This is a genomic window from Streptomyces sp. NBC_01314, from assembly GCF_041435215.1.
Lineage (GTDB): Bacteria > Actinomycetota > Actinomycetes > Streptomycetales > Streptomycetaceae > Streptomyces.
Genome location: NZ_CP108394.1, coordinates 3,756,069 through 3,782,627, shown reverse-complemented (window position 1 = coordinate 3,782,627; position 26,559 = coordinate 3,756,069). Strand labels below are relative to the sequence as shown.

21 protein-coding genes and 1 pseudogene are annotated in these 26,559 nt (G+C 69.6%); 12 read left to right on the top strand and 10 right to left on the bottom strand.

Annotated features, from left to right (window positions below; all coding sequences use genetic code 11):
* Positions 1–17 precede the first annotated feature (17 nt).
* Entirely contained in the window at positions 18–653 is a 636-nt protein-coding gene (locus OG622_RS16440; protein WP_371576840.1) for a TetR/AcrR family transcriptional regulator, read from the bottom strand.
* A gap of 191 nt (positions 654–844) precedes the next feature.
* On the opposite strand from OG622_RS16440, the gene OG622_RS16435 reads away from it, so the two are divergent.
* From OG622_RS16435 to OG622_RS16420, 4 genes are all read left to right on the top strand, one after another.
* A complete protein-coding gene (locus tag OG622_RS16435) occupies positions 845–1,822 on the top strand; it encodes a tetratricopeptide repeat protein (protein WP_371576839.1) in 978 nt (325 codons plus the stop codon).
* Positions 1,823–2,514: 692 nt separating this feature from the next.
* A complete protein-coding gene (locus OG622_RS16430) occupies positions 2,515–3,150 on the top strand; it encodes a DUF6230 family protein (RefSeq protein ID WP_371576838.1) in 636 nt (211 codons plus the stop codon).
* Positions 3,151–3,319: 169 nt separating this feature from the next.
* Positions 3,320–3,970 carry a DUF6114 domain-containing protein gene (locus tag OG622_RS16425; protein WP_371576837.1) on the top strand — a complete coding sequence of 217 codons (651 nt, stop codon included), beginning with the start codon at positions 3,320–3,322 and terminating at the stop codon, positions 3,968–3,970.
* A gap of 94 nt (positions 3,971–4,064) precedes the next feature.
* On the top strand, positions 4,065–5,318 hold the full coding sequence (locus OG622_RS16420; protein WP_371576836.1) for a hypothetical protein: 1,254 nt from the start codon (positions 4,065–4,067) through the stop codon (positions 5,316–5,318).
* 123 nt (positions 5,319–5,441) lie between these two features.
* Here OG622_RS16420 and pyk read toward each other — a convergent pair whose 3' ends face one another.
* The 3 genes from pyk to pta all read right to left on the bottom strand — a co-directional run bounded on the left by pyk (position 5,442) and on the right by pta (position 10,343).
* A complete protein-coding gene (pyk, locus tag OG622_RS16415; RefSeq protein WP_371576835.1) occupies positions 5,442–6,872 on the bottom strand; it encodes a pyruvate kinase in 1,431 nt (476 codons plus the stop codon).
* 133 nt (positions 6,873–7,005) lie between these two features.
* Positions 7,006–8,211: an acetate kinase gene (locus OG622_RS16410; RefSeq protein WP_371576834.1), complete on the bottom strand. Its 1,206-nt coding sequence runs from the start codon at positions 8,209–8,211 to the stop codon at positions 7,006–7,008.
* 20 nt (positions 8,212–8,231) lie between these two features.
* Positions 8,232–10,343, bottom strand: coding sequence for a phosphate acetyltransferase (gene pta / locus OG622_RS16405; protein ID WP_371576833.1), 2,112 nt, complete (start codon positions 10,341–10,343; stop codon positions 8,232–8,234).
* A gap of 317 nt (positions 10,344–10,660) precedes the next feature.
* Here pta and OG622_RS16400 point away from each other — a divergent pair, with 317 nt between their 5' ends.
* On the top strand, positions 10,661–11,686 hold the full coding sequence (locus OG622_RS16400) for an ATP-dependent 6-phosphofructokinase (RefSeq protein WP_371576832.1): 1,026 nt from the start codon (positions 10,661–10,663) through the stop codon (positions 11,684–11,686).
* A 77-nt stretch (positions 11,687–11,763) separates the two neighbouring features.
* Here the strand turns inward: OG622_RS16400 and OG622_RS16395 are convergent, their stop codons facing one another.
* Positions 11,764–12,528, bottom strand: a complete 765-nt coding sequence (locus OG622_RS16395; protein ID WP_371576831.1) for a helix-turn-helix domain-containing protein — start codon at positions 12,526–12,528, stop codon at positions 11,764–11,766.
* A 131-nt stretch (positions 12,529–12,659) separates the two neighbouring features.
* Between OG622_RS16395 and OG622_RS16390 the strand changes: the two genes are divergently transcribed.
* Positions 12,660–13,109, top strand: a complete 450-nt coding sequence (locus OG622_RS16390) for a PPOX class F420-dependent oxidoreductase (RefSeq protein ID WP_371576830.1) — start codon at positions 12,660–12,662, stop codon at positions 13,107–13,109.
* 68 nt (positions 13,110–13,177) lie between these two features.
* Here the strand turns inward: OG622_RS16390 and OG622_RS16385 are convergent, their stop codons facing one another.
* Genes OG622_RS16385 through OG622_RS16375 form a run of 3 tightly spaced genes read right to left on the bottom strand, consistent with a single transcriptional unit; the run spans position 13,178 to position 16,375 of the window.
* Positions 13,178–14,029 (bottom strand): carbohydrate ABC transporter permease, encoded by an 852-nt coding sequence (locus OG622_RS16385; RefSeq protein ID WP_371576829.1) that lies wholly within the window; start codon positions 14,027–14,029, stop codon positions 13,178–13,180.
* A gap of 5 nt (positions 14,030–14,034) precedes the next feature.
* On the bottom strand, positions 14,035–14,943 hold the full coding sequence (locus tag OG622_RS16380; RefSeq protein ID WP_371576828.1) for a carbohydrate ABC transporter permease: 909 nt from the start codon (positions 14,941–14,943) through the stop codon (positions 14,035–14,037).
* A 22-nt stretch (positions 14,944–14,965) separates the two neighbouring features.
* Positions 14,966–16,375: an extracellular solute-binding protein gene (locus tag OG622_RS16375; protein WP_371576827.1), complete on the bottom strand. Its 1,410-nt coding sequence runs from the start codon at positions 16,373–16,375 to the stop codon at positions 14,966–14,968.
* A gap of 98 nt (positions 16,376–16,473) precedes the next feature.
* On the opposite strand from OG622_RS16375, the pseudogene OG622_RS16370 reads away from it, so the two are divergent.
* Positions 16,474–17,009: pseudogene (locus OG622_RS16370) on the top strand (hypothetical protein).
* A 10-nt stretch (positions 17,010–17,019) separates the two neighbouring features.
* Here OG622_RS16370 and OG622_RS16365 read toward each other — a convergent pair.
* Both OG622_RS16365 and OG622_RS16360 read right to left on the bottom strand, forming a co-directional pair.
* Complete coding sequence (locus OG622_RS16365) at positions 17,020–17,703, bottom strand: response regulator (protein ID WP_371576826.1); 684 nt, start codon at positions 17,701–17,703, stop codon at positions 17,020–17,022.
* Complete coding sequence (locus tag OG622_RS16360; RefSeq protein ID WP_371576825.1) at positions 17,700–19,457, bottom strand: ATP-binding protein; 1,758 nt, start codon at positions 19,455–19,457, stop codon at positions 17,700–17,702. Before OG622_RS16360 ends, OG622_RS16365 begins: the two co-directional genes overlap by 4 nt.
* 514 nt (positions 19,458–19,971) lie before the next feature.
* Between OG622_RS16360 and OG622_RS16355 the strand changes: the two genes are divergently transcribed.
* From OG622_RS16355 to OG622_RS16335, 5 genes are all read left to right on the top strand, one after another.
* On the top strand, positions 19,972–21,372 hold the full coding sequence (locus OG622_RS16355; RefSeq protein ID WP_371584111.1) for a cation:dicarboxylate symporter family transporter: 1,401 nt from the start codon (positions 19,972–19,974) through the stop codon (positions 21,370–21,372).
* A gap of 311 nt (positions 21,373–21,683) precedes the next feature.
* Positions 21,684–22,112, top strand: coding sequence for a MerR family transcriptional regulator (locus tag OG622_RS16350; RefSeq protein WP_371576824.1), 429 nt, complete (start codon positions 21,684–21,686; stop codon positions 22,110–22,112).
* Positions 22,109–22,441 carry a thioredoxin family protein gene (locus OG622_RS16345; protein ID WP_371576823.1) on the top strand — a complete coding sequence of 111 codons (333 nt, stop codon included), beginning with the start codon at positions 22,109–22,111 and terminating at the stop codon, positions 22,439–22,441. Before OG622_RS16350 ends, OG622_RS16345 begins: the two co-directional genes overlap by 4 nt.
* Positions 22,442–22,616: 175 nt before the next feature.
* Entirely contained in the window at positions 22,617–24,866 is a 2,250-nt protein-coding gene (locus OG622_RS16340) for a UvrD-helicase domain-containing protein (protein WP_371576822.1), read from the top strand.
* 142 nt (positions 24,867–25,008) lie between these two features.
* A complete protein-coding gene (locus OG622_RS16335; RefSeq protein WP_371576821.1) occupies positions 25,009–26,442 on the top strand; it encodes a cytochrome in 1,434 nt (477 codons plus the stop codon).
* Positions 26,443–26,559: the final 117 nt, after the last annotated feature.

Sequence of the window (26,559 nt, the reverse complement as noted above, 5' to 3'; positions counted from 1 at the left end):
GCAGTTCCCCGCGCCCCTCAAAGGGGCGGCTGCGCCGGCCCCCGTAGGCCTTGCAGCAGCAGAGTCGTGAAGTCCCGGGCCCACTGCTCGTCCACGGAGCCCGCGCTGACCAGGGTGCGGTGGACCACCGCGCCGGCCACGACGTCGAAGATGAGGTCGACGGTGCGGGAGGCGGCGGCGGGGTCGGGCTCCGGGGGGAGTTCACCGCGGGTCAGGGCGCGGGCGCGGCCCTCCAGGACCAGGCGTTTCTGGCGGTCGACGATGGACGCGCGGATGCGTTCGCGCAGGGCGTCGTCGCGGGTCGACTCGGCTATCACCGCCATGAGACCGTTCCTGGCCTCCGGGCGGGCGAGGATCGCCGCGAACTGGAGCACCACGCCTTCGATGTCGGCCGCCAGGCTGCCCCGGTCGGGCAGGCGGAGTTCGTCGAAGAGTTCCGCGACCGCGTCCACGACGAGTTCGTTCTTGCCGGCCCAGCGGCGGTAGAGGGTCGTTTTCGCGACGCCGGCCCGCGTGGCCACGTCGCCCAGTGTCAGCTTCGACCAGCCCAGGTCGACCAGCGCCTCCCGGGTCGCCGCCAGGATCGCGGCGTCCGCGGCGGCGCTGCGCGGGCGGCCGCCCGTGGCGCGGGAGACGGGGATGCGGCTCTGCATCCGCCGACCATATCCGGCCGTTCCCGAAATCCTTGGTGGCAGCGTGAGACAGATCACTGGGGAGTGGGTAGTGAGGGGTACAGAGAGCCGTCCGGGCCAGTTACGCTACGAGTCGTAGCGAAAGCATGGGGCGGATATCCGGCTCTCGGAACGCTTTTCACGCGCGTGCCCGGAAGGGGGAGGATGTACTCATGCAGCCACGGAACATGTCCATGAGCGGAGTCGTCGACCTCGCCGCGGTGAAGGCGGCCCAAGAGGCCAAGGTGAAGGCGGAGCAGGCGCGCGCCGAATCGGCCCTGCAGGGCGGGGGAGGGGCGGTCTCCCCGGCCGACCTGGTCATCGACGTCGATGAGGCCGGGTTCGAGAGCGAGGTCCTGCAGCGGTCCACCGAAGTACCCGTCGTCCTCGACTTCTGGGCCGAGTGGTGCCAGCCCTGCAAGCAACTCAGCCCGGTGCTGGAGCGGCTCGCCGTCGAGTACAACGGCAAGTTCGTCCTCGCCAAGATCGATGTCGACGCCAACCAGATGTTGATGCAGCAGTTCGGGATCCAGGGCATTCCGGCTGTTTTCGCCGTTGTCGCCGGGCAGGCGCTGCCCCTCTTCCAGGGGGCCGCCCCCGAGCAGCAGATCCGCTCGACCCTCGACCAGCTCGTGGAGGTCGCCGAGCAGCGCTTCGGGCTCACCGGCCTCGTGGTGGACCAGGAGGCCGAGGTCGAGGCCCCCGTCGAGGCGGCCCCGCAGATCCCGGCGGGCCCCTATGACCACCTGCTCGAAGCGGCCGTACAGGCCCTGGACGCGGGCGACTTCGGCGGTGCGGTGCAGGCGTACAAGAACGTGCTGAGTGACGACCCGGGCAACACCGAGGCCGGACTGGGTCTCGCGCAGGCCGAGTTGCTGCATCGTGTGCAGGGGGCCGACCCGCAGGACGTGCGCAAGGCGGCCGCCGAGAACCCCGGCGACGCGCAGGCCCAGATCGCGGCGGCGGACCTCGACCTCGTCGGCGGACATGTGGAGGACGCGTTCGGTCGACTCATCGACACGGTGCGGCTCACGGCGGGGGACGACCGGGACGCCGTACGGCTGCGGCTGCTGGAGCTCTTCGAGGTGGTCGGCGGCGACGATCCGCGGGTGGCCGCGGCGCGGCGGACGCTGGCGCGGGCGCTGTTCTGAGCCACAGGTGAACCATTGCCTCGGCTGAGTGTCGGCTGTGGCGGGCGGGGGGTCCGGGGCCCTGAACCGCTCGGTCCCGGAGTCCTGGGACACGTGTTGCGCGAGTGAGAGATTTGGCGACACAGCGACACCGCGGCCGCGCTTTACCAAATCTTGGTAAACGCGGCCGCTGTTACTGGCAGTAAGAGAAAGTCGTCGATCTGTCGGTCTCTGTCCATCTGTCGGCCGATGTGTCGCCTCACTCGGCGCCACTCAAAGTCGCTGGCCGATGCCGATGGGTCGTTGTTCGGTTATCCGTCCGTTACTAGCCAGTAACGACCCCCCTTGCGGGGGCGGCGAGAATGCACCACGATCGGCGACGCTCGGTCCTGTCCGTACCCCGCCAACCAGTCGGGTCCACGGGTTCTATGGGGTCCCCACCGAGTAGAGCGGGCGACAGTGGCGCCTGTCTCTTGGGCAGGGGGGTCTCCGCTCAACGGCGGAGCCTGTCCAGCAGGTTGTGCGTGATGCGTGTCAGGCGCGACCAGTGGTTGTCGCTCGGGGGTGATCGCCGGTGATTCGGGCGCTTTTGGGCCACCGAGTACGGGCGCTCTCCTTCCCGAGGACGTAGCGCTTCTCCCATCCCTGCCCGGCCGAGCCGCCGCCCAGGGGCGAGCCGGTGCCAGGAGATGTACGTCCGAGAAGGAGGAAATATGGAGTCCCAGGTGCGTGGCGGGACAAGATGGAAGCGCTTCGCTGTGGTCATGGTGCCCAGCGTCGCCGCTACAGCCGCGATAGGTGTCGCCCTTGCTCAGGGTGCTCTCGCGGCTTCGTTCAGCGTGTCGGGTCAGTCGTTCAAGGTATCGGTCGACAAGCTCGACGGTGTGGGCTTCTCGCAGTACGGAGCGCTCGACGAGGGCTACACCCTCAAGGGTGAGAAGACGGTTCACCCCGTCGCCGTTTCGGCGTTCAAGTCCGCGACGCTCACCAACATGTGCCAGTCGGTCGTCACACCTGGCGTCCCGTTCCTCGGTAGCGTCAGCCTCAAGCTGACCGCCGGTACCGGTGACAAGAAGGTCGAGGCCGAGAACCTCTACATCGACGTCGAGGAACTCTCGGCCGATGCCACCTTCCGTGGCATCGACATCGGTGTGGCGGCCAAGGACGCCAACAAGGGTCCGGGCATGAAGGGCGGCTCGGAGCAGGCCAACCCCTACGGGTTCGCCCAGCAGGCCGACTCGGCCACGCTGACCGACGTGAAGCAGACGGCGTGGGCCACCACTGCCGGAACCTTCAAGCTGAGCAACCTGAAGATGTCGCTCCACAAGGGCACCGTGGAGTGCTACTAAGCACTCCTTGGGCGGGTGAAGGGGCCTGTGCTTCTTCGCCCGCCCGTCCCTTCTCGCCGTGCGCGCGACCGCCGCGCACGCGCACTCCGTACGTGAATTCCGTGCGTGCGCTTCGTACGTGTCGTACGTGAACTTGTCACAGCAACACCGTTCCAGGGAGCTGTTGTCCATGAGCGCCGAGCCAACGGGGCAGAACGAAGACTATCTCCGCGTCCTCCGGCGGCGCTTCGGCGACTGGAGGGGCAGCCGTCCCTTCTGGGCGGGCCTGTTGGTACTGCTCAGCGGCTTCCCGATCATGTACTTCCCGTACGCGAATCTGCAGCTCGGCCACCTCACGCTCGCCATGTCGACGACGGGCGGCTCGGGCTCCCTCATCATCGGCGTGCTGCTGGTGGTGCTCGGGGTCAGCCTGTGGTTCCAGCGGCATGTACGCACCTTCGCCGGTACGGCGGCGATCCTGCTGGCGCTCGTGTCCATCCCCGTCTCCAACATCGGCGGCTTCGGCTTCGGCTTCCTGCTCGCGCTGATCGGTGGTGCGCTGGCCATCGCCTGGGCGCCCGCCCACGACGAGGCGAAGGTGCCGTCCACCTACCGGACGCCGGCACGGTCCCGGGCTTCCCAGGACACCGCGGCCCAGGGCACGGCTGCCGACGAAACGACTTCTCAGAACACGGCACAGCAAGGCGCGGTCCTCCTGCACAAGGGCGACGCCCCGGAGCCCGCGGGTGCGGGTTCGGCGAACGGGGCGGCGAACGACGAGGGCGACGACCTGTCAGGAACCACCGCCACGAACGGGATGAACGGGAGGCACAGTGCCTGACGAGGTGACCCACGGGACTTGGGTGGGAGAGTCCCGTGCGAGATCCGGACCGCGGCACGCGGCACCCAGGAAGCCCCTTCTCACCCGGCTGAACATGCCGGCGGGCAAGGCGATAGCCCTGGCGGCCATGCCTACGGCGGTCCTCATGGGCATGGGCTTCACACCCACGCTGGCCCTCGCCGAGGACCCCGCGTCGCAGAGCCTGACGGCCGACGAGTACAAGGACTGTGTGGAGGCCCTGGAGGCCACCGAGGAAGGCACGGACACCTCCGCCTCGCCGACCCCGACACCGTCCGCGTCCGCCACGGAGAGCGCCGACTCCTCGGACGACGAGGCGAAGGACGAGGACACGCCCTCCGACGACGACTCCTCGGGCAACTCCTCGGACGACTCCGCCTCCGACGACACGTCCTCGGACGACTCCTCCTCGTCGGATTCAGGTTCCGACGACAAGGACACGGCGGACGACTCCACGGCGACCGACACCGACACCACGGACACGCCGTCGGACACCGCCTCGGAGAGCGAGAGCGGCAACGTCCTGGAGAACATCGGCAGCGCGATCGAGGACCTGTTCACGCCGGACGAGGAGGAGAAGGAGAGCACCACGCCCTCCGACTCCACCAGCCCGTCCCCGTCGCCCTCGGCTGCGGAGGACGCCTCCGGCTCGGACGAGGACACGGACTCCGGCAAGGACGCGAAGGGAACCGTCGACGTCACGGACAAGGTCGAGGACGCCGCGAAGGACGTCACCGACACGGCCGAGGACACCGACGACGCGGCGAAGGACACCGCCGCCGACGCCGACGACGCCACCGCGACGCCGACGCCGACGCCGACCCCGTCCCCGAGCGAGAGCACGGACCTGGACAGCTGCTTCGTCGCCACGGACGACGAGAGCGGTGTCGAGAAGGGCATCCCGGCGCTGCCCTCCGACCCCTGGTACCTGAACGCCAGCTCGCTGCTGCTGAAGGGCGCCGACTACAAGGGCGTCGTCAAGGTGAAGACCGCCGACGGCACGGTCAAGGAGGTGCTGAAGTACGTCATCTCCGACGGCACCGACATCGGCGACCTTCACCAGACGGTCGAGGACAAGCAGGCCGGCGTGACCCACCACGTGCAGGCCGGCAAGGGCACGACGTCCACGATCCGCGACGGCCAGACGATCATGTACACGGAGAGCATCTCCGGCAACCTGCTCGGTCTGATCCCGGTGACCTTCGACCCGAAGCACCCGCCGCCGTTGAACATCCCGCTGATCTACTTCACCAAGGTGAAGGTCGTCCAGGCGGGCCAGTTCGGCGGGACGCTCACCGTGCCGGGGCTGCACCAGTACACCACCAAGTGAGCACCGTCCCCCTGCCCGGCTGAGCGCCGTACAGACCCGTCCGGGAGCCGCGACACACTGAGGGCGCCCCCTGATTCCAGGGGGCGCCCTCAGCGCTGTCGTGCTCCTTCGGGGGCGGCCGCGTCAGTCGCGGGAGCCGCCGCCCAGGTGGTGCACCCGGACCATGTTCGTGGTGCCCGGGACTCCGGGGGGCGAACCGGCGGTGATGACGGCGATCTCGCCCTCGTTGAAGCGGTTGAGCTTCACCATCTCCTGGTCGACCAGATCGACCATCTCGTCGGTGCTGTTCACGAACGGCACGACGTGCGACTCGACACCCCAGCTGAGCGCCAGCTGGTTACGGGTGGACTCGTCGGTGGTGAACGCGACGATCGGCTGCGACGCGCGATAGCGGGACAGCCGGCGTGCGGTGTCACCGGACTGCGTGAAGGCCACCAGGGCCCGGCCGCCGAGGAAGTCGGCGATCTCGCAGGCGGCACGGGCGATCGAACCGCCCTGCGTACGCGGCTTCTTGCCCGGCACCAGCGGCTGCAGACCCTTGGAGAGCAGCTCCTCCTCGGCGGCCGTGACGATCTTCGACATCGTACGGACCGTCTCCAGCGGGTACGCGCCCACGCTGGACTCCGCCGACAGCATGACGGCGTCCGCGCCGTCCAGGATCGCGTTGGCGACGTCGGACGCCTCGGCGCGCGTGGGGCGGGAGTTGGTGATCATCGACTCCATCATCTGGGTCGCCACGATCACCGGCTTGGCGTTGCGGCGGCACAGCTCGATGAGCCGCTTCTGCACCATGGGGACCTTCTCGAGCGGGTACTCGACGGCCAGGTCGCCACGGGCGACCATCACGCCGTCGAACGCCATCACGACGTCCTCCATGTTCTCGACGGCCTGCGGCTTCTCCACCTTGGCGATGACGGGGACCCGGCGGCCCACCTCGTCCATCACCTTGTGGACGTCCCGCACGTCCTCGGCGTCCCGCACGAAGGACAGCGCCACCAGGTCGCAGCCCATCCGCAGCGCGAACCGCAGGTCCTCGACGTCCTTCTCGGACAGCGCAGGCACGTTGACGGCCGCGCCGGGCAGGTTGATGCCCTTGTGGTCCGAGATGACACCGCCCTCGATGACCTCGGTCCGCACCCGCGGGCCGTCGACCTCGATGACCTTCAGCTCGACGTTGCCGTCGTTGATGAGGATCTGGTCGCCGGGGGAGACGTCACCGGGCAGACCCTTGTACGTCGTACCGCAGATCTGCTTGTCGCCCGGCACGTCCTCGGCGGTGATGGTGAACTCGTCACCGCGCACCAGCTCCACCGGACCCTCGGCGAAGGTCTCCAGGCGGATCTTCGGGCCCTGCAGGTCGGCGAGGACACCGATGGCCACGCCGGTCTCGGCGGAGGCGGCCCGGACCCGGTCGTAGCGACCCTGGTGCTCGGCGTGGCTGCCGTGGCTGAAGTTGAAACGGGCCACGTTCATGCCGGCCTCGATGAGGGCGAGCAGTTGTTCGTGGGAGTCGACCGCGGGGCCGAGAGTACAGACGATTTTCGAACGGCGCATGGGACGATCCTATCGGTTTGTTTCGCTGCGGAATATTCCGGCTACTGGAATAGCAAATGGGCGGCTATGCGCTCAGACGTGTTACCGGTGTGGATTACTCGGCTGTTCTTCGCTCACTCGCGTGCTCTTTTGCTCATATGGCGACCAGGGCGTACGTCTGTGTCGCGATCTCCAGTTCCTCGTCGGTCGGCACCACCGCGACCGCGACCCGCGCGCCCGCCGGCGAGATCAGCCGCGGCTCACCGCTCCGTACGGCGTTCAGCTCGTCGTCGACCGCGAGGCCCAGCCCCTCCAGGCCCGCCACGGCGGCCTCCCGCACGGGCGCCGCGTTCTCACCGACCCCGGCGGTGAACGTGACCGCGTCGACCCGGCCGAGCACCGCGCAGTAGGCACCGATGTACTTCTTGAGCCGGTGAATGTAGATGTCAAAGGCCAGCTTCGCCCGCTCGTCGCCCTCGTCGACGCGGCGGCGTATTTCCCGCATGTCGTTGTCGCCGCACAGCCCGATCAGACCGCTCTTCTTGTTGAGGAGAGTGTCGATCTCGTCCGTGGACATTCCGCCAACGCGCATCAAATGAAAGATGACGGCCGGGTCCACGTCTCCGGACCGTGTACCCATCACGAGCCCCTCCAATGGCGTGAGCCCCATGGAGGTGTCCACGCACCGCCCGCCCTCGACCGCCGACGCCGACGCCCCGTTGCCGAGGTGCAGCACGATGACGTTCACCTCGGCCGGGTCCCTGCCCAGCAGTTCGGCCGTCGCCCGGGACACGTACGCGTGCGAGGTGCCGTGGAAGCCGTAGCGCCGGATGCGGTGCGCGTCGGCCGTCTCGACGTCGATCGCGTAGCGCGCGGCGGACTCCGGCATCGTCGTGTGGAACGCGGTGTCGAAGACGGCGACCTGGGGGAGGTCCGGGCGCAGCGCCCGCGCCGTGCGGATGCCGGTGAGGTTGGCCGGGTTGTGCAGCGGCGCCACCGGGATCAGGCGCTCGATCTCGGCGAGCACGGTGTCGTCGACGACGGTCGGGTGCGTGAAGCTCTGCCCGCCGTGCACGACCCGGTGCCCGATGGCGGCCAGTTCGGGGGAGTCGAGGCCGAGCCCGTCCGCGGCCAGCTCGGCGGCGACGGCCTTCAGGGCGGCGTCGTGGTCCGGGATCGGCCCGGTGCGCTCGCGGGAGGCGCCGCCGTCGGTGAGCGGGGTGTGCTTCAGCCGGGAGCTCTCCTCGCCGATCCGCTCCACCAGGCCCATGGCCAGCCGGCTGCTGTCACGCATGTCGAGCAGCTGGTACTTCACCGAGGAGGAGCCGGAGTTGAGGACGAGTACGCGGGTGGCGGTCACGGTCTGCTTCCTGACGGGGTTCACTTGCCGGGAGTGGAGGAGGCGGCGGGGGTGCCGGGGGTCTGGGCCTGGATCGCCGTGATGGCGACCGTGGTGACGATGTCCTGCACGAGAGCCCCCCGCGACAGGTCGTTGACCGGCTTGCGCAGCCCCTGCAGGACCGGCCCGACCGCGAGCGCGCCGGCCGACCGCTGCACGGCCTTGTAGGTGTTGTTGCCGGTGTTGAGGTCCGGGAAGATCAACACCGTTGCCTGGCCCGCGACTTCGGAGTCCGGCAGCTTGGTCGCCGCGACGGTCGGCTCGACGGCGGCGTCGTACTGGATCGGCCCCTCGATCAGCAGATCGGGCCGCCGGGAGCGCACGAGCCCGGTGGCCTCCCGCACCTTGTCGACGTCGGCGCCCGAGCCGGACGTCCCCGTGGAGTACGACAGCATCGCGATCCGCGGCTCGACCCCGAACCGCCGTGCGGTGGCGGCGGACTGGACGGCGATGTCGGCGAGCTGCTCGGCGTCCGGATCCGGGTTGACCGCGCAGTCCCCGTACACCAGCACCTTGTCGGCGAGGCACATGAAGAAGACGGACGAGACGATTTCGGCGTCCGGCCTGGTCTTGATGATCTCGAAGGCGGGCCGGATGGTGGCGGCGGTGGAGTGCACGGACCCCGACACCATGCCGTCGGCGAGCCCTTCCTGGACCATCATCGTCCCGAAGTAGTTCACGTCGGACACGACGTCGTACGCCAGCTCCATGCTGACGTTCTTGTGGGCGCGCAACTTGGCGTACTTCTCGGCGAACATGTCCCGCCACGTGGACGTCGCAGGGTCCACCAACTGGCTTTCACCGAGGTCGATGCCCAGGTCGGCCGCCTTCTTGCGGATCTGGTCGACGGGGCCGAGGAGGGTGAGGTCGCAGACCCCGCGCCGCAGCAGCACCTCGGCGGCGTGCAGGACGCGCTCCTCGGTGCCCTCCGGCAGGACCACACGACGCCGTTCGGAGCGGGCCTGCTCCAGCAGCGTGTGCTCGAACATCATCGGGGTGACGCGGTCGCTGCTCGGCGCGGAGACCCGGCCCCGCAGCTCGGCGGTGTCGACGTACCGCTCGAAGAGGCCGAGCGCGGTCTCCGCCTTGCGTGGCGTCACCGCGCTCAACTTCCCCTCCATGGAGAAGAGTTCGGAGGCGGTGAGGAAGGAACCGGTCTCCACGGCGACCACGGGGGTGCCGGGCGCGAGACGTGAGGCGAGGGTCAGCACCTCGTCGCTGGGCCGCTCGTTGAGGGTGAGCAGCACACCGGCGATCGGCGGGGTACCGGCGCTGTGGGCGGCGAGGGCGCCGACGACGAGGTCCGCGCGGTCGCCCGGGGTGACGACCAGACAGCCCGGGGTCAGGGCGTTGAGGAAGTTCGGCAGCATGGCCCCGCCGAAGACGAAGTTCAGCGCGTCGCGCGCGAGCCCCGAGTCGTCGCCGAGGAGGACCTCGCCGCCGAGGGCGTGGGTGATCTGGGCGACCGTGGGTGCGGCGAGCGCGGGCTCGTCCGGAACGACGTAACAGGGCACGGGGAGCGGCAGCCGGGAGTCCCCGAGCCGCTCGGCTATGTCGGCGCGGTCGGCGGGCGCGACCCGGTTGACGACCATGGCGAGCACGTCACAGCCGAGGCCCTCGTAGGCGCGGAACGCGTTGTGCGTCTCGGCGGCCACGGACTCGGCGCTCTGCTTGCGCCCGCCGACGACGGGGATGACGGAGGCACCGAACTCGTTGGCGAGCCGGGCGTTGAGGGAGAGCTCGTCCGGGAACTGCGTGTCGGCGAAGTCGGTCCCCAGGACGAGGACGACGTCGTAGCCACGGGCGACGGCGTGAAACCGGTCGACGAGCGTGGACACCAGCTCGTCCGTGCCGTGCTCGGCCTGGAGGGTGGACGCCTCGTGGTAGTCCATGCCGTACACGGTCGCCGGGTCCTGGGTGAGCCGGTACCGTGCGCGCAGCAGGTCGAAGAGCCGGTCGGGTCCGTGGTGCAGCAGCGGCCGGAACACCCCCACCCGGTCGACCTGGCGGGTCAGGAGTTCCATGACCCCCAGCTCGACGACCTGGCGGCCGTCGCCGCGGTCGATCCCGGTCACGTACACGCTGCGCGTCACGTGTGCTCTCCGTTTCATGTGGGACGTGTAGGAAGTGTGGTTCGGTGGGTCGAGTCTCGTGGGGCGAGGTTGGGTCGGGGTTCGGTGGGTGGGGGGTTCGGTCGGGAGGTGTGAAAATCACCGTCGCGGCGGACAGAAACCCTCTTGACAATACCTCTGACCATGGATAAGGCGCCCATCAGTCCCGCAGTGGTGCCGGGCGGGGGCGGACGGGCGCGGCGACCCCCTGGGAGCCGTGAAACAATCGGACTGGCTCATAAGTACCAGCACCGAGCAGGACGCTCAGGACGATCAGGACGAGCAGGAGACACAGCACGATGCGTATCGGAGTTCTCACCGCAGGCGGCGACTGTCCGGGCCTGAACGCAGTGATCCGGTCGGTCGTGCACCGAGCGGTCGCCCAGTACGGCGACGAGGTCATCGGCTTCGAGGACGGTTACGCCGGTCTGCTCGACGGCCGCTACCGCGGCCTCGACCTGGAGTCCGTCAGCGGCATCCTCGCCCGCGGCGGCACCATCCTCGGCTCCTCCCGCCTCCAGCGCGACCGCCTCCGCGAGGCCTGCGAGAACGCGCAGGACATGGCCCACCGGTTCGGTATCGACGTACTGATCCCGATCGGCGGGGAGGGCACGCTGACGGCGGCGCGGATGCTGTCCGACGCGGGTCTGCCGGTGGTCGGCGTCCCGAAGACCATCGACAACGACATCTCGTCGACGGACCGGACGTTCGGCTTCGACACGGCGGTGGGCGTCGCCACGGAGGCGATGGACCGCCTGAAGACGACCGCCGAGTCCCACCAGCGGGTGATGGTGGTCGAGGTCATGGGCCGGCACGCGGGCTGGATCGCGCTGGAGTCGGGGATGGCCGCGGGCGCGCACGGCATCTGTCTCCCCGAGCGCGCGTTCGACCCGGCCGACCTCGTCAAGATGGTCGAGGAACGTTTCGCGCGCGGCAAGAAGTTCGCGGTCATCTGTGTCGCCGAGGGCGCGCACCCGGCCGAGGGGTCCATGGACTACGACCACGGCGCGATCGACCAGTTCGGTCACGAGCGCTTCCAGGGCATCGGCGCGGCGTTGGCGTACGAGCTGGAGCGGCGCCTCGGCAAGGAGGCCAAGCCCGTCATTCTCGGTCACATCCAGCGGGGCGGCACCCCGACCGCGTACGACAGGGTGCTCGCCACGCGCTTCGGCTGGCACGCGGTCGAGGCCGCGCACCGCGCGGAGTACGGCCGCATGACCGCGCTGCGCGGCACGGACGTGGTGATGGTGCCGCTGGCGGAGGCCGTGACCGAGCTGAAGACGGTGCCGAAGGATCGGATGGACGAGGCGGAGTCGGTGTTCTAGGGATCGGAATCTGGGATCTGGGCTTCCGAGGGCTTCCGGGGGCTTTTCGGGGGCTTTTCGGGAGGTTTCCCGGATTCCTAGTACGTCGTCGTTCGCCGGACCAGTGACCAGAAGTGGTCGACGATCCCGTCCAGGTAGTCGCGGCCGGCGTCGCCCGAGTCGGTGGCGGCGGTGCCGTTGGCCCAGGTGAGGGTGGCGGCCATACGGCCCTGGTAGTCGGTGTGCATCTCCCGGAGGACGTCCTCCAGGAGGTGCCGGTCGAGGGACAGCAGCTTGGCGGTCGGGCGCACATGGGCCTGCCAGCGGGTGGTCACCGCGCTGTGGAGCAGTTCCCTGAGTCTCGCCTCGCGTCCCGTGGCGACGACGAGTTCGGGGAGCGAGAGGTCGAGTGCGGCGGCGAGGGCGGCGGACTGGCGGTCCGTGCCCCGCCATTCCCCGGTCTCCTCCATCGGGAGATACACGGAGAGTTCGAGCCCGACCGCGCGGGCGATGTCCTCGGCGGCGATCCCCCGGGCCATCCGGTGCTCGCGCAAGGTCCTGGGGGTACCGATGAGTTCGCCGACCGAGCACCACAACACCCCCGCGAGTGCGGTGAGTTCGGGTCTGGTGGGCGCGATGGCGCCGCGTTCCCAGGCCCCGACCATGTCCGGGGTGACGTACGGGAGTCCGAACGAGGAGCGGATTCCGTAGGCGACGTGCTCGGGTCCCATACCGAGGGCGATACGGAGCTTTCGGGCCGCGGGTGCGTTGAAGGGCGGGGTGGGGGCGGCGGCTTGTGGATCCGGAGACGGGTACGGGTACGGATGCTGGGGCTGCTGTTCATGGGCTGAGCGTCGGTGCACGCGCACAACGTAGGGGTGCGGGACTGCGGTGACTACGGGCTGTTCGGCCACAATCACGGATTGTAGGAAACTACGGATCGCGCGAGACGTGTGGCTCTTGGGGTCTGAGGGGCCTGGGTATGGATGCCTCCATGACGAAGCTGGACGAGCACATACGTGAGCGCCTACTGGCCCCGAATTTCTGGCACTTGGCGACGGTCGGGCCGGACGGGGCGCCTCAGGTGTCACCCATGTGGGTGGACATCGAGGTCGACGGCACCGCCGAACACGTCATGGTCAACACCTCCGTGGGGCGGGTGAAGGAGGAGAACCTGCGCCGCAACCCGTTGGTGTCCCTGTCCCACCACGACCCCGAGAATCCCTACGACCGGGCCGAGATCCGGGGCCGGGTGGTGCGGTTCGTGGAGGGGGAGGAGGCGGAGCGCGCGATGGACCGGCTCACCCAGAAGTACATCGGCGAGCCCCGCTACCCGTGGCTGCTCCCCGGAGAACGCCGCCTCATGATCCTGATCGAGCCCCTGCGGGTGCGGCGGGTCGTGGGGGTGGAGCCGTTCCGGGCGGGGGTGCTGCCGGAGGGGTGAGGGCCGGGGGTGGCGTACGGCGGGGCTGGTGGGAGGAGTCGATCGACGCCTGGCTCCGGGCCCCCTCGTCACCCCTTGACCGCCCCACCCAACGCAAACCCCCCGCCCAACCGCCGGGCCACCCCCACATACAACAAAATCACCGGCGTCGAATAAATGACCGAGAACGCCGCCAACTGCCCATAGATCACCGTGCCTCGATTGCCGAAGAACTCGTTGATGCTCACCGCCGCCGGCATCTGTTCCGGTGTGAGCAGCAGCATGAACGGGACGAAGAAATTCCCCCACATCATCACGAACGAGAAGACGGTCACCACGGCGACGCCCGGTCCCATCAGCGGCAACACAACCCGCACCAGCGACTGAAGTGACGATGCGCCGTCCGTCCACGCCGCCTCCTCCAGTTCCTTGGGCACGCCGTCCATGAAGTTCTTCATCAGCCAGATCGCGAACGGCAATTGGGACGCGGCGAAGAAGAAGATCGTGCCCTGCATGGTGTCGATCAGGTTCACCTGGACGAACAAGGCGTACACCGGGACCATGATCGCCGTAATGGGGAGGCTCGTCGCGAAGAGGATCGTCAGGAGGAAAGGGCGGTTCAGGCGAGAGCGGAAGCGGGACAGCGGATACGCCGCCAGCGCCGCGCACACCACCGTCAGCGCCGTACCTCCGCCGCACAGGAGCAGGCTGTTGAGCAGCGGCGTGAAGGTGATCTCCGGGGTCAGGACCGCGTCGAAGTTGTCGAGGGTCAGGCCGTCCGGGAGTTTCACCGTCAGGGTCGCCCGCGGGTCCACCGAGGAGAGGAGCACCCAGGCCAGCGGGAGGACGAAGGTCGCGGCCACGACGAGGAGGCCTGCGTCGGCGGCCAGGCGGTGGCGGACCGTGCGGCGGGATACGGGCGTTCGGGTCTTGACGGCCACCGGACTCACACCTCCGTTCGCAGCAGCCGCAGGTAGATCGCCGAGAACAGCGAACCCACCACCAGCAGCAACAGCGCCACCGCCGTGCCGTAGCCGATCATGCTTTTCTGGAATGCCTCCTCGTACATGAACAGGGGCAGTGTCTGGCTCCTGCCGCCCGGGCCGCCTCGCGTCATCACCCAGATCAGGCCGAAGACCGACAGCGTCTGGAGCGTGATGAGCATCAGGTTCGTGCCGATGGAGCGGCGGATCATCGGGAGGGTGATGTGCCACATGCGGCGCCAGCCGCCCGCGCCGTCGACCTCCGCCGCCTCCGTGATCTCCTTCGGGATCTCGTTCAGCGCCGCTGAGTAGACCAGCATCGAGAAGGCTGTACCCCGCCAGACATTGGCGAACGAGACCGCCAGGATCGGGAGCGTGTACAGCCAGTTCTGGGTGGGGAGTCGGAGCCAGTCCAGGACGGCGTTCAGGGTGCCTTCACGGCGGAAGAAGGCGTAGAGGAGGAAGCCCGCCACCACCTCCGGGAGTACCCATGCCGTGACGACGATCCCACCGACCAGCGTGCGGACGGGTTTCGAGGCGCGCTGCATCAGGGCGGCCAGGGCCAGGCCCAGCGTGTTCTGGCCGAGCAGGGCCGAGACGACCGTGAAGACCAGGGTCAGCCAGACCGCGTTGAGGAAGCCCTCGTCCTTGAATGCCGTCCGGAAGTTCTCGAAGCCGATGAAGGAGTCCTCGGCCTGGCCGGTGAGCTGGAGGTCGGTGAAGGCGATGTAGGCGCAGTAGGCGATGGGGCCGGCGAGGAAGAGGAGCAGGAGGACGGTGGCGGGGGTGAGGGGGAGGGCTCGGGTCGCGGTGCGGAGTGCGGGGTGGGGCTGCGGGCCGGACGTCGGCCTCGTCGGCCTCGTCGGCCTCATCGGCCTCTTCATGCGCGCGGGCTCACTGCTCGGTCACCTGATCGTCCGTCGCCGCCTTCAACTCCTCGTCGTAGTTCTTCGCCGCCTCCGACACCGACGCGTCTCCCGTCGTCACGGATTCCATCGCCTCCTGGATCGCCGTGGAGACCTTGGGATACGCCGGGTACGCGGGGCGGTAGTGCGTGCTCGACACCAGGTCGGTGAAGAACTTGATGCCGGGCTGGGCCTCCGCGTAGGCGGGGTCGGACGCCACGTCCTTGCGGACCGCGATTCCGGAGTTCGCGATGTACCACTTCCGGGCGTTCGCCTTCGACTGCATCGTCTCGATGAACTCGAAGGCCAGGTCGGGGTTTCCGGCCTTGTCGGGGATGGCCCAGGTCCAGCCGCCGGACATGCTCACCTTGCCGGGTGACTGGCCGTTCTGGGTGGGCATGTGAGCGAGGCCGAGTTTCTCCGACCACTCCGGCCATGCGTGGCCGCTGCCGGGCAGCCAGTCCTGGGGGAGCCAGGAACCGTCGAGGTTGATGCCCAGTTTTCCTTCGGGGAGGAGTTCGCCGCGGACCCGGGTCGAGATGTTGGGGTCGAGGGCGTCGGAGACCTCCGGGCCGAGCTTTTCCTTGTAGACCGTCTCCACGAAACCGAGGGCGTCCTTGAAGCCCTGCGTGCCCGCCTTCCATTTCTTCGACTTCTCGTCGTACAGGGGGTCGCTCGCACCGGCGGCCGTCGCGTCCTCCGTGCCGTAGAGGAGCATCTCGAAGCCCTGCATGGTGGCGGCCTCGCCCGCCGGTTTGCCCGTGTAGACGTTCAGGGGGATGACGTCGGGGACTTTCTCCTTGATCGTGCGGGCCGCGGTGAGGATGTCGGCCCAGTTATTCGGCTGCCAGTCGGCCGGCAGGCCCGCCTTCTCGAAGATCGCCCTGTCGAACCACAACCCGCGGGTGTCGGTGCCGTCCGGAATGCCGTACGTCTTTCCGTCCTCGGCCTTCGCCGCGGTCTTGGCCGTGTCGATGAACTGGTCCCAGTCCTTCCAATCGGCCAAATAGTCGTCGAGGGGGCGCAGATAACCGCTTGTGATGTCCGAGTTGATGAGGAACGTGTCCTCGTAGACCAGGTCCGGAGCCGTCTTCGGCGAGCGCAGCATCTGCTGGACCTTGGTGTAGTACTCCGAGTCCGGGGCCTTGATCGGGACGAGTTTTACCTTCTTGCCCGGATTCGCCTTCTCGAACTGTTTCTTGACGTCGGCGAGGAAGGTGTCCAGTACGCGGATCTGGTTGTCCGTGGACTGTTTGTAGGAGACCTCCACCGTGTCCGGGTCACTGTCGGAGCCGGTGCCGCAGGCGGCGAGTGCGCCGGGCGCGGTGATCGCCAGGGCAGCGGTGAGGAGGAGGCGGCGGAGGGGGGATCGGCGGGGGTGGGGTGCGGTGGGGCGCACGGGCACGACCTCCTGCTGGCTACGTCGTTGTGGCCTGGGTGGGTGCCCGGTGACGGTACGAGGAGTGGTCTAGTCAGGTCAATGCGTCTGCACCGAAGTTGCCGCTCGCCGAATACCGGACCGTCAAGGACGAGCAGAGGACGCGTATCGGGTTCCGGGACGATCTGCTCCACGTCACCCTCACCGTCCTCGCGGCCGTCATCGCCGCCTCCGCGCAGGCCGGGCAGGGCGGGCAGGGCAGGCAGGCCGGACAGGCCGCCATGCTGCTCGCGCTGCCACCCGTGTGTGTCGTGCTCGGGTGGACCTGTCTCGTCAACGAGGAGAAGATCTCGGCGATCGGGGCGTATGCACGGGGCGAGGGGGCCTCGGGCCGCGGCTCGCGCGGCTCGCCGGGGCGGAGGGCGTTAGCGACTGGGAAGTCGTGCATCGGACCGATGCGCGTAGGTGGTCCCGCAAGACGATACAGCGCGGGATCGATCCGCCGGCCTTCTACTTCGTTCCGCTCGCCGGGCCGCTGGTGCACTGGGTGAGTGGCGTGACCGGCCCGGGGCTCGTCGTTCTCTCCGCTGCCGGGGCCCTCACCGTCATCGGGGTCGGGGTCCAGGTCATCCCCTACGCCAAGCCCCCCACCTGACGGCGGCCTCCTACCCCTTCACCCACCGGTACTGCAGCTCCGGCCGCCCCACCTGCCCGTACTGCGGGCTCCGCGCCGCCCGCCCGGCGTCCACCAGGTGCTCCAGGTACCGCCGGGCCGTGATCCGCGAGATGCCGACCGCCTCCGCGACCCCGGCCGCCGTCAGCCCCTCGCCCGCGTCGCGCAGGGTCACCGTCACCCGCTCCAGCGTCGGCGAGCTCAGCCCTTTCGGCAGGGCCGCCGGGCCAGGTGCCCGCAAGGTCGCCAGGGCCCGGTCCACCTCGTCCTGGCCGCTCGCCTCGCCGGCCGCCGCGTGGAACTCGGCGTAGCGGACAAGACGGTCGCGAAGGGTTGCGAAAGTGAACGGTTTCAGGACGTACTGGACGACGCCCAGCGAGACGCCCTCCCGCACCACCGTCAGGTCCCGGGCCGACGTCACCGCTATCACGTCCGCGTGGTGGCCGGCCGCGCGGAGGGAGCGGGCCAGCTGCAGGCCGTGTACGTCCGGCAGGTGCAGATCCAGCAACAACAGGTCCACCGGCATGCGGTCCAGCGCGCGCCGCGCCTCCGCGCCCGTGTGGGCCTTGCCCACGGCCGTGAACCCGGGGACACGGCCGACGTACATCATGTGCGCGTCGGCGGCCACGGGGTCGTCCTCGACGACCAGGACTCTGATGGGATCGGCACCGGTCATACGTCGTCGCCTCCAGCCACAGCGGCCCGAGGGGCCTGGACATCCTTGTCCCGCACTTCCTTGTCCCGCACTTCCCTGCTTCGAACCGTCCTGCCGGTACCGTCCGTGCGCAGCGGCAGCCGCACCTCGAACTGTGCCCCACCCCCGGCGGCCTCCGACACGGTCAGCGTTCCCCCGTGCCGGCGCGCGGTCTGCCGTACGAGTGCCAGGCCCAGCCCCCGACCGCCCGGACCCGCCGGTTTCGTCGAGAAGCCGCGTTCGAAGACGGCCTCCGCGTGGGCCGGATCCACGCCGCCACCCGTGTCCGACACCCTCAGCACCAGCACGGAGTCGTCCACCGCGCCGTCCGCATCATCCAGGACGTCCGCATCATCCAGGACGTCCGCCTCGTCCGTGTACGCCGTGACCGTCACCCTCGCCCCCACCGAACCCTGCGCCGCGTCCACCGCGTTGTCGATCAGGTTCCCCAGGACCGTCACCAGGTCCCGTGCGGGGAGGGACTCCGGGAGCAGACCGTCGTCGATGCGGCTGTCCTCGGACACCACCAGCTCCACGCCCCGCTCGTTCGCCTGGGCGGCCTTGCCCAGGAGCAGGGCCGCCAGCACCGGCTCGCTCACCGCCGCCACGACCTTGTCCGTCAGGGCCTGCGCCAGTTCAAGTTCCGCCGTCGCGAAGTCGATCGCCTCGTCCGAGCGGCCCAGCTCGATGAGCGAGACGACCGTGTGGAGACGGTTCGCGGCCTCGTGCGCCTGGGAGCGCAGCGCCTCGGTGAAACCGCGTTCGGAGTTCAGCTCGCCCGTGAGGGACTGGAGTTCCGTCACGTCCCGGAGCGTGACCACCGTGCCGCGGCGCTGGCCGCCCGAGACCAGGGAGGTGTTCACGACGAGCACCCGTTCGGCGGTGAGGAGGACCTCGTCCACCCGTGGCTCGGAGGACAGGAGGGCACCCGTCAACGGCGCCGGCAGGCCCAGGTCCGCCACCGAGCGGCCGATCACGTCCTCCGTCACCCCCAGCAGCTCCCGCGCCCCGTCGTTGAGGAGCGCCACCCGGTACTGCCCGTCGAGCATCAGAAGGCCCTCGCGTACGGCGTGCAGGGCGGCCTGGTGGTAGTCGTGCATGTTGCTCAGCTCGGCGGCGTTCATGTTGTGGGTGTGGCGGCGGAGGCGGGCGTTGACGATGTAGGTGCCCATGCCACCGAGGGCCAGGGCACCGGAGGCCACGCCGACGAGGGCCGTGAGCTGCTCCTGGACGCGGTCGCTGATCGCCTGGACCCTGATGCCGGCGCTGACCAGGCCGATGACCTCGCCGTTCTCCATGATCGGGGTGACCGCGCGGACCGACGGGCCGAGCGTGCCCGTGTAGGTCTCGGTGATCGAGCCGCCCTGCTGCGCCTTCTCTATGTGGCCGAGGAAGTGCTCGCCTATCCGGTCGGGGTCCGGGTGCGTCCAGCGGATGCCGCCGGGGGTCATGATCGTCACGAAGTCGACGCCGGCGTGCTGCTGCACCTCGGTGGCGTACGGCTGGAGACGCTCGGTGGGATCGGCGGTGTGGATCGCGGCCCGGACCGACGGGGCGTCGGCGACGGTGGCCGCCACGGCCAGGGCCTGGCGGGTTCCCGCCTCCTCCGCCTGGGAGCGGTCGCTGACGTAGGTGAACAGTGCGTATCCGGCCAGGACGGCCGCGATCAGCACCGCCTGCACGGCGAAGAGCTGACCGGCCAGGCTGCGGGGACGAAGGTGGTGCGGGACGCGCATGGCAACAGTCTGCCTCCACGGGTTGGCGTGAACTAAATGAACGGAAGGGTGACCGCCCTCACAGGGCGGGGGATAGTCACCCCATCGACTCGTCCAGCACACGGACACCGACAGGGAGTACGACTCCCGCACCGGGACCCCACACCCCGAGCCGCCGGGAGCCCGTCTCCCACCCCCGGGAGGCATCTCTCCCACCACCGGGAGCCTGTCTCCCCGCACCGGGAGCCCCCAGCTCCCATGGCCGGAAGCTCCCCAGCCTCCGGCCCGGAAGCCCGCCGGCTTCCACTGCCGGGAGCCCCGGCTCCCACACCCCCAGGGAGCCCCGGCTCCCACACCCTCAGGGAGCCCCGCTCCCACCGCCGGAAGTCCCCCAGCTACCGGCTCCGGGAGCCCGCCGGCTCCCGACCCCCGGGAGCCGGTCTCCCATCCGGGAACCCGCCGGTTCCCACCCTGGGAGACCGTCTCCCGAATTCCCCCGGTCGTGAGCCGCACGCCGGAGACGAACGAGCCGACGATGTCGTCGACGAGGAGGGCCGCCGTGGCCAGCAGCACCCATACGGCACCTACCGCACCCGCCAAGCGGGACCGCACCCACTACCTGTACATCGCCGTGATCGTGGCCGTGGCCCTCGGCATCGCCGTGGGTCTCATCGCCCCCGACTTCGCCGTCGAGCTGAAGCCCATCGGCACCGGCTTCGTGAACCTGATCAAGATGATGATCTCGCCGATCATCTTCTGCACGATCGTGCTGGGCATCGGCTCCGTACGGAAGGCCGCGAAGGTCGGCGCCGTCGGCGGTATCGCCCTCGCCTACTTCACGGTGATGTCGCTGGTCGCCCTGAGCATCGGCCTCGTCGTCGGCAACATCGTCGAGCCGGGCACCGGCCTCGCGCTCACCGACGCGATCAAGGAGACCGGTCAGGCGCAGGTGTCGGTGGAGGCCAAGGACACCACCGAGTTCCTGCTGGGCATCATCCCGACGACGATCGTCTCCGCCTTCACCGGCGGCGAGGTCCTCCAGACGCTGCTCGTCGCGCTGCTCGCCGGCTTCGCGCTCCAGGCCATGGGCGACTCCGGTCAGCCGGTCCTGCGCGGTGTCGAGCACATCCAGCGCCTCGTCTTCCGCATCCTCGCCATGGTGATGTGGGCCGCCCCGATCGGTGCCTTCGGCGCGATCGCGGCCGTGACCGGTTCCGCGGGCATCGACGCCCTGAAGAGCCTCGCCGTACTGATGCTCGGCTTCTACACCACCTGCTTCCTCTTCGTCTTCATCGTGCTCGGCGCGCTGCTGCGGATCGTCGCGGGCATGAACATCCTCACGCTCTTCAAGTACCTGGGCCGTGAGTTCCTGCTGATCCTGTCCACCTCCTCCTCCGAGTCGGCGCTGCCGCGCCTCATCGCGAAGATGGAGCACCTGGGCGTCAGCAAGCCCGTCGTCGGTATCACCGTCCCGACCGGCTACTCCTTCAACCTCGACGGCACCATGATCTACATGACCATGGCGTCCCTGTTCATCGCCGACGCCATGGGTACGCCGATGTCGGTCGGCGAGCAGATCCCGCTGCTGCTCTTCCTGCTGGTGGCCTCCAAGGGCGCGGCGGGTGTCACCGGCGCCGGTCTCGCGACCCTCGCGGGTGGTCTGCAGTCCCACAAGCCGGCCCTGGTGGACGGTATCGGCCTCATCGTCGGCATCGACCGCTTCATGAGCGAGGCCCGCGCCCTCACCAACTTCGCGGGCAACGCGGTCGCCACGGTCCTCATCGGTACCTGGACCAAGGAGATCGACAAGGAGCGCGTCGACCAGGTCCTCGCCGGACAGCTGCCCTTCGACGAGAAGACGCTGCTCGACGACGGCCACGGCTCCGCGGCGCCCGCGGCCGAGCCTGACGGTGAGAAGGAACTCGCCAAGGCGTAGGCCGCCCGGTAGCCGCCGGTCGGGTGTGGTCGGTCGCACGGTTCGCGCGCCCCTCGCGGGGCAGGGGCCGACCCTCCCGAGAAGGCCACCGAGAACCCCGTACGGCCGGGTCCTCCCCCCGTAGACCCGGCCGTACGGTTCCAAGAGAGACAACTGAACAAGCTTCCCAGAACACCGAGCGGCCAGGTCCTCCCCCTATAGACCTGGTCGCTCGGCTTTTGGCGTCTCCTCCTCCGTTCACCTCCTCCGTTCACCTCCCTCGTTCCCCTCGGGCTTTCCTTGACGTGGGCGTCAAGGAATACGGTCTTCGTATGCGCATCGGGGAGCTGGCGACACGGGCCGGGACGACGACACGGGCGTTGCGGTACTACGAGGCGCGGGGGCTGTTGCCCGCGCGGCGGGCCGGAAACGGGTACCGGACGTACGACGAGGACGATCTGAAGCTGCTGCGGCAGATCCGGACGCTGCAGGACTTCGGGTTCGACCTGGAGGAGACGCGGCCGTTCGTGGAGTGCCTGCGGGCGGGGCACCCGGAGGGCGACTCGTGCCCGGCGTCCTTGGCGGTGTACCGGCGGAAGCTGGACGAACTCGACGCGCTGATCGGTGAGTTGGCGGCCGTGCGGGCGTCGGTCGGCGAGCAGTTGACGCGGGCGGAGCTGGCGCGGGAGCGGCTGGCGGCCGAGGCGGAGGTTCCGGGGGGTCCGGAGCCGGATTGTGAACTGGGAGGCGGGGAGCTGTGATCAGGGCGGCGGGTGTGGCCGAGGTGACGGACGAGGACTTCGAGGCGGAGGTGATCGGGGCGGAACTGCCGGTGCTCGTGGAGTTCACGGCCGACTGGTGTCCGCCGTGCCGGCAGATGGGGCCGGTGCTCAGCGCCCTCGCCGCGGAGGAGGGGGAGCGGCTGAAGGTGGTGCAGCTGGACGTGGACACCAATCCGGAGATCACCCTCGCGTACAAGGTGCTGTCGATGCCGACGTTCATGGTGTTCAAGGACGGTGAGCCGCTGAAGGCCATGGTCGGCGCGCGGCCGAAGCGGCGGCTGCTGGAAGAGCTCGCCGACGTGCTCTGACGCCCGTACACCGTACGCGCAAAGGAAATCCCCCGAGTAATTGCGCTCGGGGGATTTCCTTGCGTATATTTGATGGTTCGCGACTTCAATGAGATTGAGTCGCAAAGAAGTTCAGTGAGCACAGTATATCCGGGCGGGAGTGGAATTGTCAAACACCGGCTTTTCGCAAGATGAATTGCGGCGTGAGCAGGAATTCATCGATGGGCTGTACGCGCGCGTGGACGCTCTGCGCGGTGCGACCGAGGGGTCGGTCACGTCCGCGCTCGGTCAGGGCAACACACCCATGCAGGCCCGCCTGGAGCGGGACATCCTCGTCGCCGAGCGCTCGGGGCTGCTGGCCGCGCTGAACGCCGTCGACGGTTCGCTCTGCTTCGGCCGCCTCGACCTCGCGGACGGGGGCGTCCACCACATCGGCCGGATCGGGCTGCGGGAGGACGACACCGAGCGCACCCCGATCCTGATCGACTGGCGCGCCGACGTCGCCCGTCCCTTCTACCTCGCCACCGGCCACACCCCGATGGGCCTGCGCCGCCGCCGGCACCTCACCACCGAGGGCCGCCGGGTCACCGCCCTGCACGACGAGATCCTCGACCTCGGCGACGAGACCCGCACCGGCTACGAGGACCCCACCGGCGACGCCGTCCTGCTCGCCGCCCTCAACTCCGCCCGCACCGGCCGCATGGGCGACATCGTGCAGACCATCCAGGCCGAGCAGGACCGCATCATCCGCGCCCCGCACCAGGGGGTGATGGTCGTGGAGGGCGGCCCCGGAACGGGCAAGACCGCCGTCGCCCTGCACCGGGCCGCCTACCTCCTCTACGAGCAGCGCGAACTGCTCGCCAAGCGTGCCGTCCTCATCGTCGGCCCCAACCCCGCCTTCCTCGGCTACATCGGCGAGGTGCTGCCCTCGCTGGGCGAGACGGGTGTACTGCTGGCCACCGTCGGCGAACTGTTCCCCGGCGTACGGGCGACCGCGGCCGACACGCCGGCGGCGGCCCGGGTGAAGGGCGGCGCCGCCATGGCCGACGTGCTCGCGGCCGTCGTACGGGACCGGCAGACGCTCCCCGACCCGGTGATCGCCATCGAGCACGACCGGGAGATCCTCATGCTCGACGACGACCTCGTGCGGGTCGCCCGCGAGCGCACCCGCGAGGCGAAGCTCCCGCACAACGTCGCCCGCGAACACTTCGAGGGCTACATCCTCAACACCCTCACGGAGATGGTCGCCGAACGCATCGGCACCGACCCCTACGACGGCGCCAACCTCCTCGACGCCAGTGACATCACCCAGATCCGCGACGAACTCGCCGAGAACCCCGAGGTCTGGTCCGCCATCGGCCGGCTGTGGCCCCGGATCACCCCGCGCCGCCTGATCACCGACTTCCTCGCCGAGCCGGACGCGTACCTGCCGGAGGAGGAAGCGGACGCCGTACGCCGTCCCGTCACGCGGGCGTGGACCGTCGCCGACGTACCCCTCCTCGACGAGGCCGCCGAACTCCTGGGCGAGGACGACCGGCTGACGCGGGCGCGGGCCGAGCGCGAGCGGGAGACCCGGATCGCGTACGCGCAGGGCGTGCTGGAGGTGTCGTACGCGTCCCGGACCTACGAGTTCGAGGACAAGGAGGACAGCGACCCCGACGGCTCGGAGGTGCTGTCCGCGCACGACATCATCGACGCCGAGCGGTTCGCGGAGCGGCACGAGGAGGACGACCACCGCAGCGCGGCCGACCGGGCGGCGGCCGACCGGACCTGGGCGTTCGGGCACATCATCGTCGACGAGGCGCAGGAGTTGTCGCCGATGGCCTGGCGGCTGCTGATGCGCCGCTCGCCGACCCGATCCATGACCCTCGTCGGCGACCCGGCCCAGACGGCGGAGGCCGCCGGCGTCGGCTCCTGGGCCGACATCCTCGCCCCGTACGTCGAGGACCGCTGGGAGCACACCCGGCTCGGCGTCAACTACCGCACCCCCGCCGAGATCATGGCGGTCGCGGCCGGAGTCGTCCGCGCCGAGCGGCCGGACTTCGAACCGCCCAGCTCCGTGCGGTCGACGGGTGTACGGCCCTGGGCCCGCCGCGCGGCGGTGAGGGAACTGCCCGCGGAGGTGGCCAAGGCGGCGGCCGAGCTGACCCCGGCCGACGGACGGCTCGCCGTGATCGCGCCGCGCGAACTGCACCGGGCGCTCGCGGGCCGGCTGGACGGCGTGACGGCGGGCGCGGAACCCGACCTGACCAGGACCGTCGTCCTCCTCGACCCCCGGCAGGCCAAGGGCCTGGAGTTCGACTCCGTCCTCGTCGTCGAGCCGGGGCGCTTCGGCACGAGCGACCTGTACGTGGCGCTCACACGGGCGACCCAGGCACTCGGCGTCGTGCACGCCGAGGAACTTCCGGAGGCACTGCGGGAGTTGTCGGCGGCCGGCCCGAAGTAGCCCGGCGGGGGGCTGCCGGGCGGATGTCCGGCGGCCCCCGGCCCCGGCACCGTCACCACAGGTGCACCAGGGATCACCAAGCCGTAACAGTTCCTGTCATCGTCACTGCTCGTGCATGGTCCATGCGGTATGCGTGTCGGTCATGGAAACACATCCGTTCGCGGCCGCTCCGGCCGGCGGCCCCGGCCTGGAATCGCTGCGCGTGGAGCCGTTGCTGACCTCGGAGTTCGACACGGACCCGGGCAGCGTCTACGAGCGACTGCGGAGCACATACGGCCCCGTGGCACCGGTGGGACTGATGGGGGTGCCGGCATGGCTGGTTCTCGACTACCGCGAGGTGCTGGAGGTCCTGCGCAACGAAAGCGTCTGGCGGCGGGACGTCCGGCACTGGCGGGCCCGGGCCGAGGGGCGGCTGCCGAAGGACTGGCCGCTCCTCGCCGGGTACGAGGTCCGGCAGACCATGTTCTTCGACGACGAGGAACACCGGCACGCCCGGCTGAGCTACCACTCGGCGATGCGGCCCTTCCAGGACGGCCATACACCCGAGGGCTGGGAGCTGCGCGCGGCCGTCACGCGGTACGCCGACGAGCTGATCGCCATGCTCGCGGCCGAGTCCGGGACCACCGGGTTCGCCGATCTCGCGGCGCAGTACACCCGGCCGTTGCTCCTGATGGTCACGACCAAGCTGTTCGGCTGCCCCGTCGAACTCGGCGACGAGATGGTCATGGACCTGTGGCGGATGCTGGACGGCGGGCCGGACGCGGGGCCGGCGACCGGGCGGGCGCTGGCCGCGATGACGCGGCTGGCCGCTCATCGGCGGTCGCGTCCCGGTGAGGACCTGACCTCCTACATGCTGCTGTCCAACCCCCAGCTGAGCGACGAACAGCTGGGCCGTGAGCTGTTCATGAACGCGGTCTACCTCAACGACATCACCGGGAACATGGTCTGCAACACCCTCCTGGAGGTGCTGCGGGGCAACGCGACGGTCCGGCGGAGCCTGTCCGACGGGCAGCTCGGGGAGACCGTGAACCGGGCGGCGCTGGCGAATCCGCCGGCGGCCAATCTGTGCTTCCGGTTCGCGGCGCGTGATGTGCGGCTCGGGAACTACTGGATCCGGGCCGGGGACATCGTGTCGCCTTCGGTGGCGGCGGCGCACCGGGATCTGCTCTCGATGGGGTCGTCCCACCTGGTCGACTCCACGATCAGTACGCGGGCGCATCTGGCGTGGGGGGCCGGGCCGCACCAGTGCCCCAGCGCCGCGCGTGAGCTCGCGGGGACGATCGTCACGACCGCGGTCGGGCGGGTCTTCGATCACTTCGCCCGTGCGGAGCTGACGTTGCCGCCGGACCAGTTGCCGTGGCGGTCGGGGCCGGTGGTGCGGGGGCTGCGGTTGTTGCCGGTGCGGTATGAGCTCGCCCCGCACAGTGCGGCGCGTGTGCCGGTGGCTCGGCGGGCGGACGAGGTCGCGCCGCCGGTGGCGCCGCCGGCCGCCGGGCCGGCTGTCGGGGAGCGGCCGGGGAGTGGGCTGTTGAGGACGTTGCGGCGGATGATGTTCGGGGGACGAAAGGGCGGCTGACGGCCGTCGGCGATGCTTTCTCGCCCCCGCCGCCCCTACCCGTCCCTCCCCCAGGGGCTGCGCCCCTTCGACCCGCCTCGGGGCTCCGCCCCGGACCTCGTTCGCGCAGTTCCCCGC

Bases quoted from the DNA above. Each gene is read 5' to 3' on its own strand.
- OG622_RS16440 (WP_371576840.1), bottom strand. From the start codon at position 653: ATGCAGAGCCGCATCCCCGTCTCCCGCGCCACGGGCGGCCGCCCGCGC.
- OG622_RS16435 (WP_371576839.1), top strand. From the start codon at position 845: ATGCAGCCACGGAACATGTCCATGAGCGGAGTCGTCGACCTCGCCGCG.
- OG622_RS16430 (WP_371576838.1), top strand. From the start codon at position 2,515: ATGGAGTCCCAGGTGCGTGGCGGGACAAGATGGAAGCGCTTCGCTGTG.
- OG622_RS16425 (WP_371576837.1), top strand. From the start codon at position 3,320: ATGAGCGCCGAGCCAACGGGGCAGAACGAAGACTATCTCCGCGTCCTC.
- OG622_RS16420 (WP_371576836.1), top strand. From the start codon at position 4,065: ATGCCGGCGGGCAAGGCGATAGCCCTGGCGGCCATGCCTACGGCGGTC.
- pyk (WP_371576835.1), bottom strand. From the start codon at position 6,872: ATGCGCCGTTCGAAAATCGTCTGTACTCTCGGCCCCGCGGTCGACTCC.
- OG622_RS16400 (WP_371576832.1), top strand. From the start codon at position 10,661: ATGCGTATCGGAGTTCTCACCGCAGGCGGCGACTGTCCGGGCCTGAAC.
- OG622_RS16390 (WP_371576830.1), top strand. From the start codon at position 12,660: ATGACGAAGCTGGACGAGCACATACGTGAGCGCCTACTGGCCCCGAAT.
- OG622_RS16380 (WP_371576828.1), bottom strand. From the start codon at position 14,943: ATGAGGCCGACGAGGCCGACGAGGCCGACGTCCGGCCCGCAGCCCCAC.
- OG622_RS16365 (WP_371576826.1), bottom strand. From the start codon at position 17,703: ATGACCGGTGCCGATCCCATCAGAGTCCTGGTCGTCGAGGACGACCCC.
- OG622_RS16360 (WP_371576825.1), bottom strand. From the start codon at position 19,457: ATGCGCGTCCCGCACCACCTTCGTCCCCGCAGCCTGGCCGGTCAGCTC.
- OG622_RS16355 (WP_371584111.1), top strand. From the start codon at position 19,972: ATGTCGTCGACGAGGAGGGCCGCCGTGGCCAGCAGCACCCATACGGCA.
- OG622_RS16350 (WP_371576824.1), top strand. From the start codon at position 21,684: ATGCGCATCGGGGAGCTGGCGACACGGGCCGGGACGACGACACGGGCG.
- OG622_RS16335 (WP_371576821.1), top strand. From the start codon at position 25,009: ATGGAAACACATCCGTTCGCGGCCGCTCCGGCCGGCGGCCCCGGCCTG.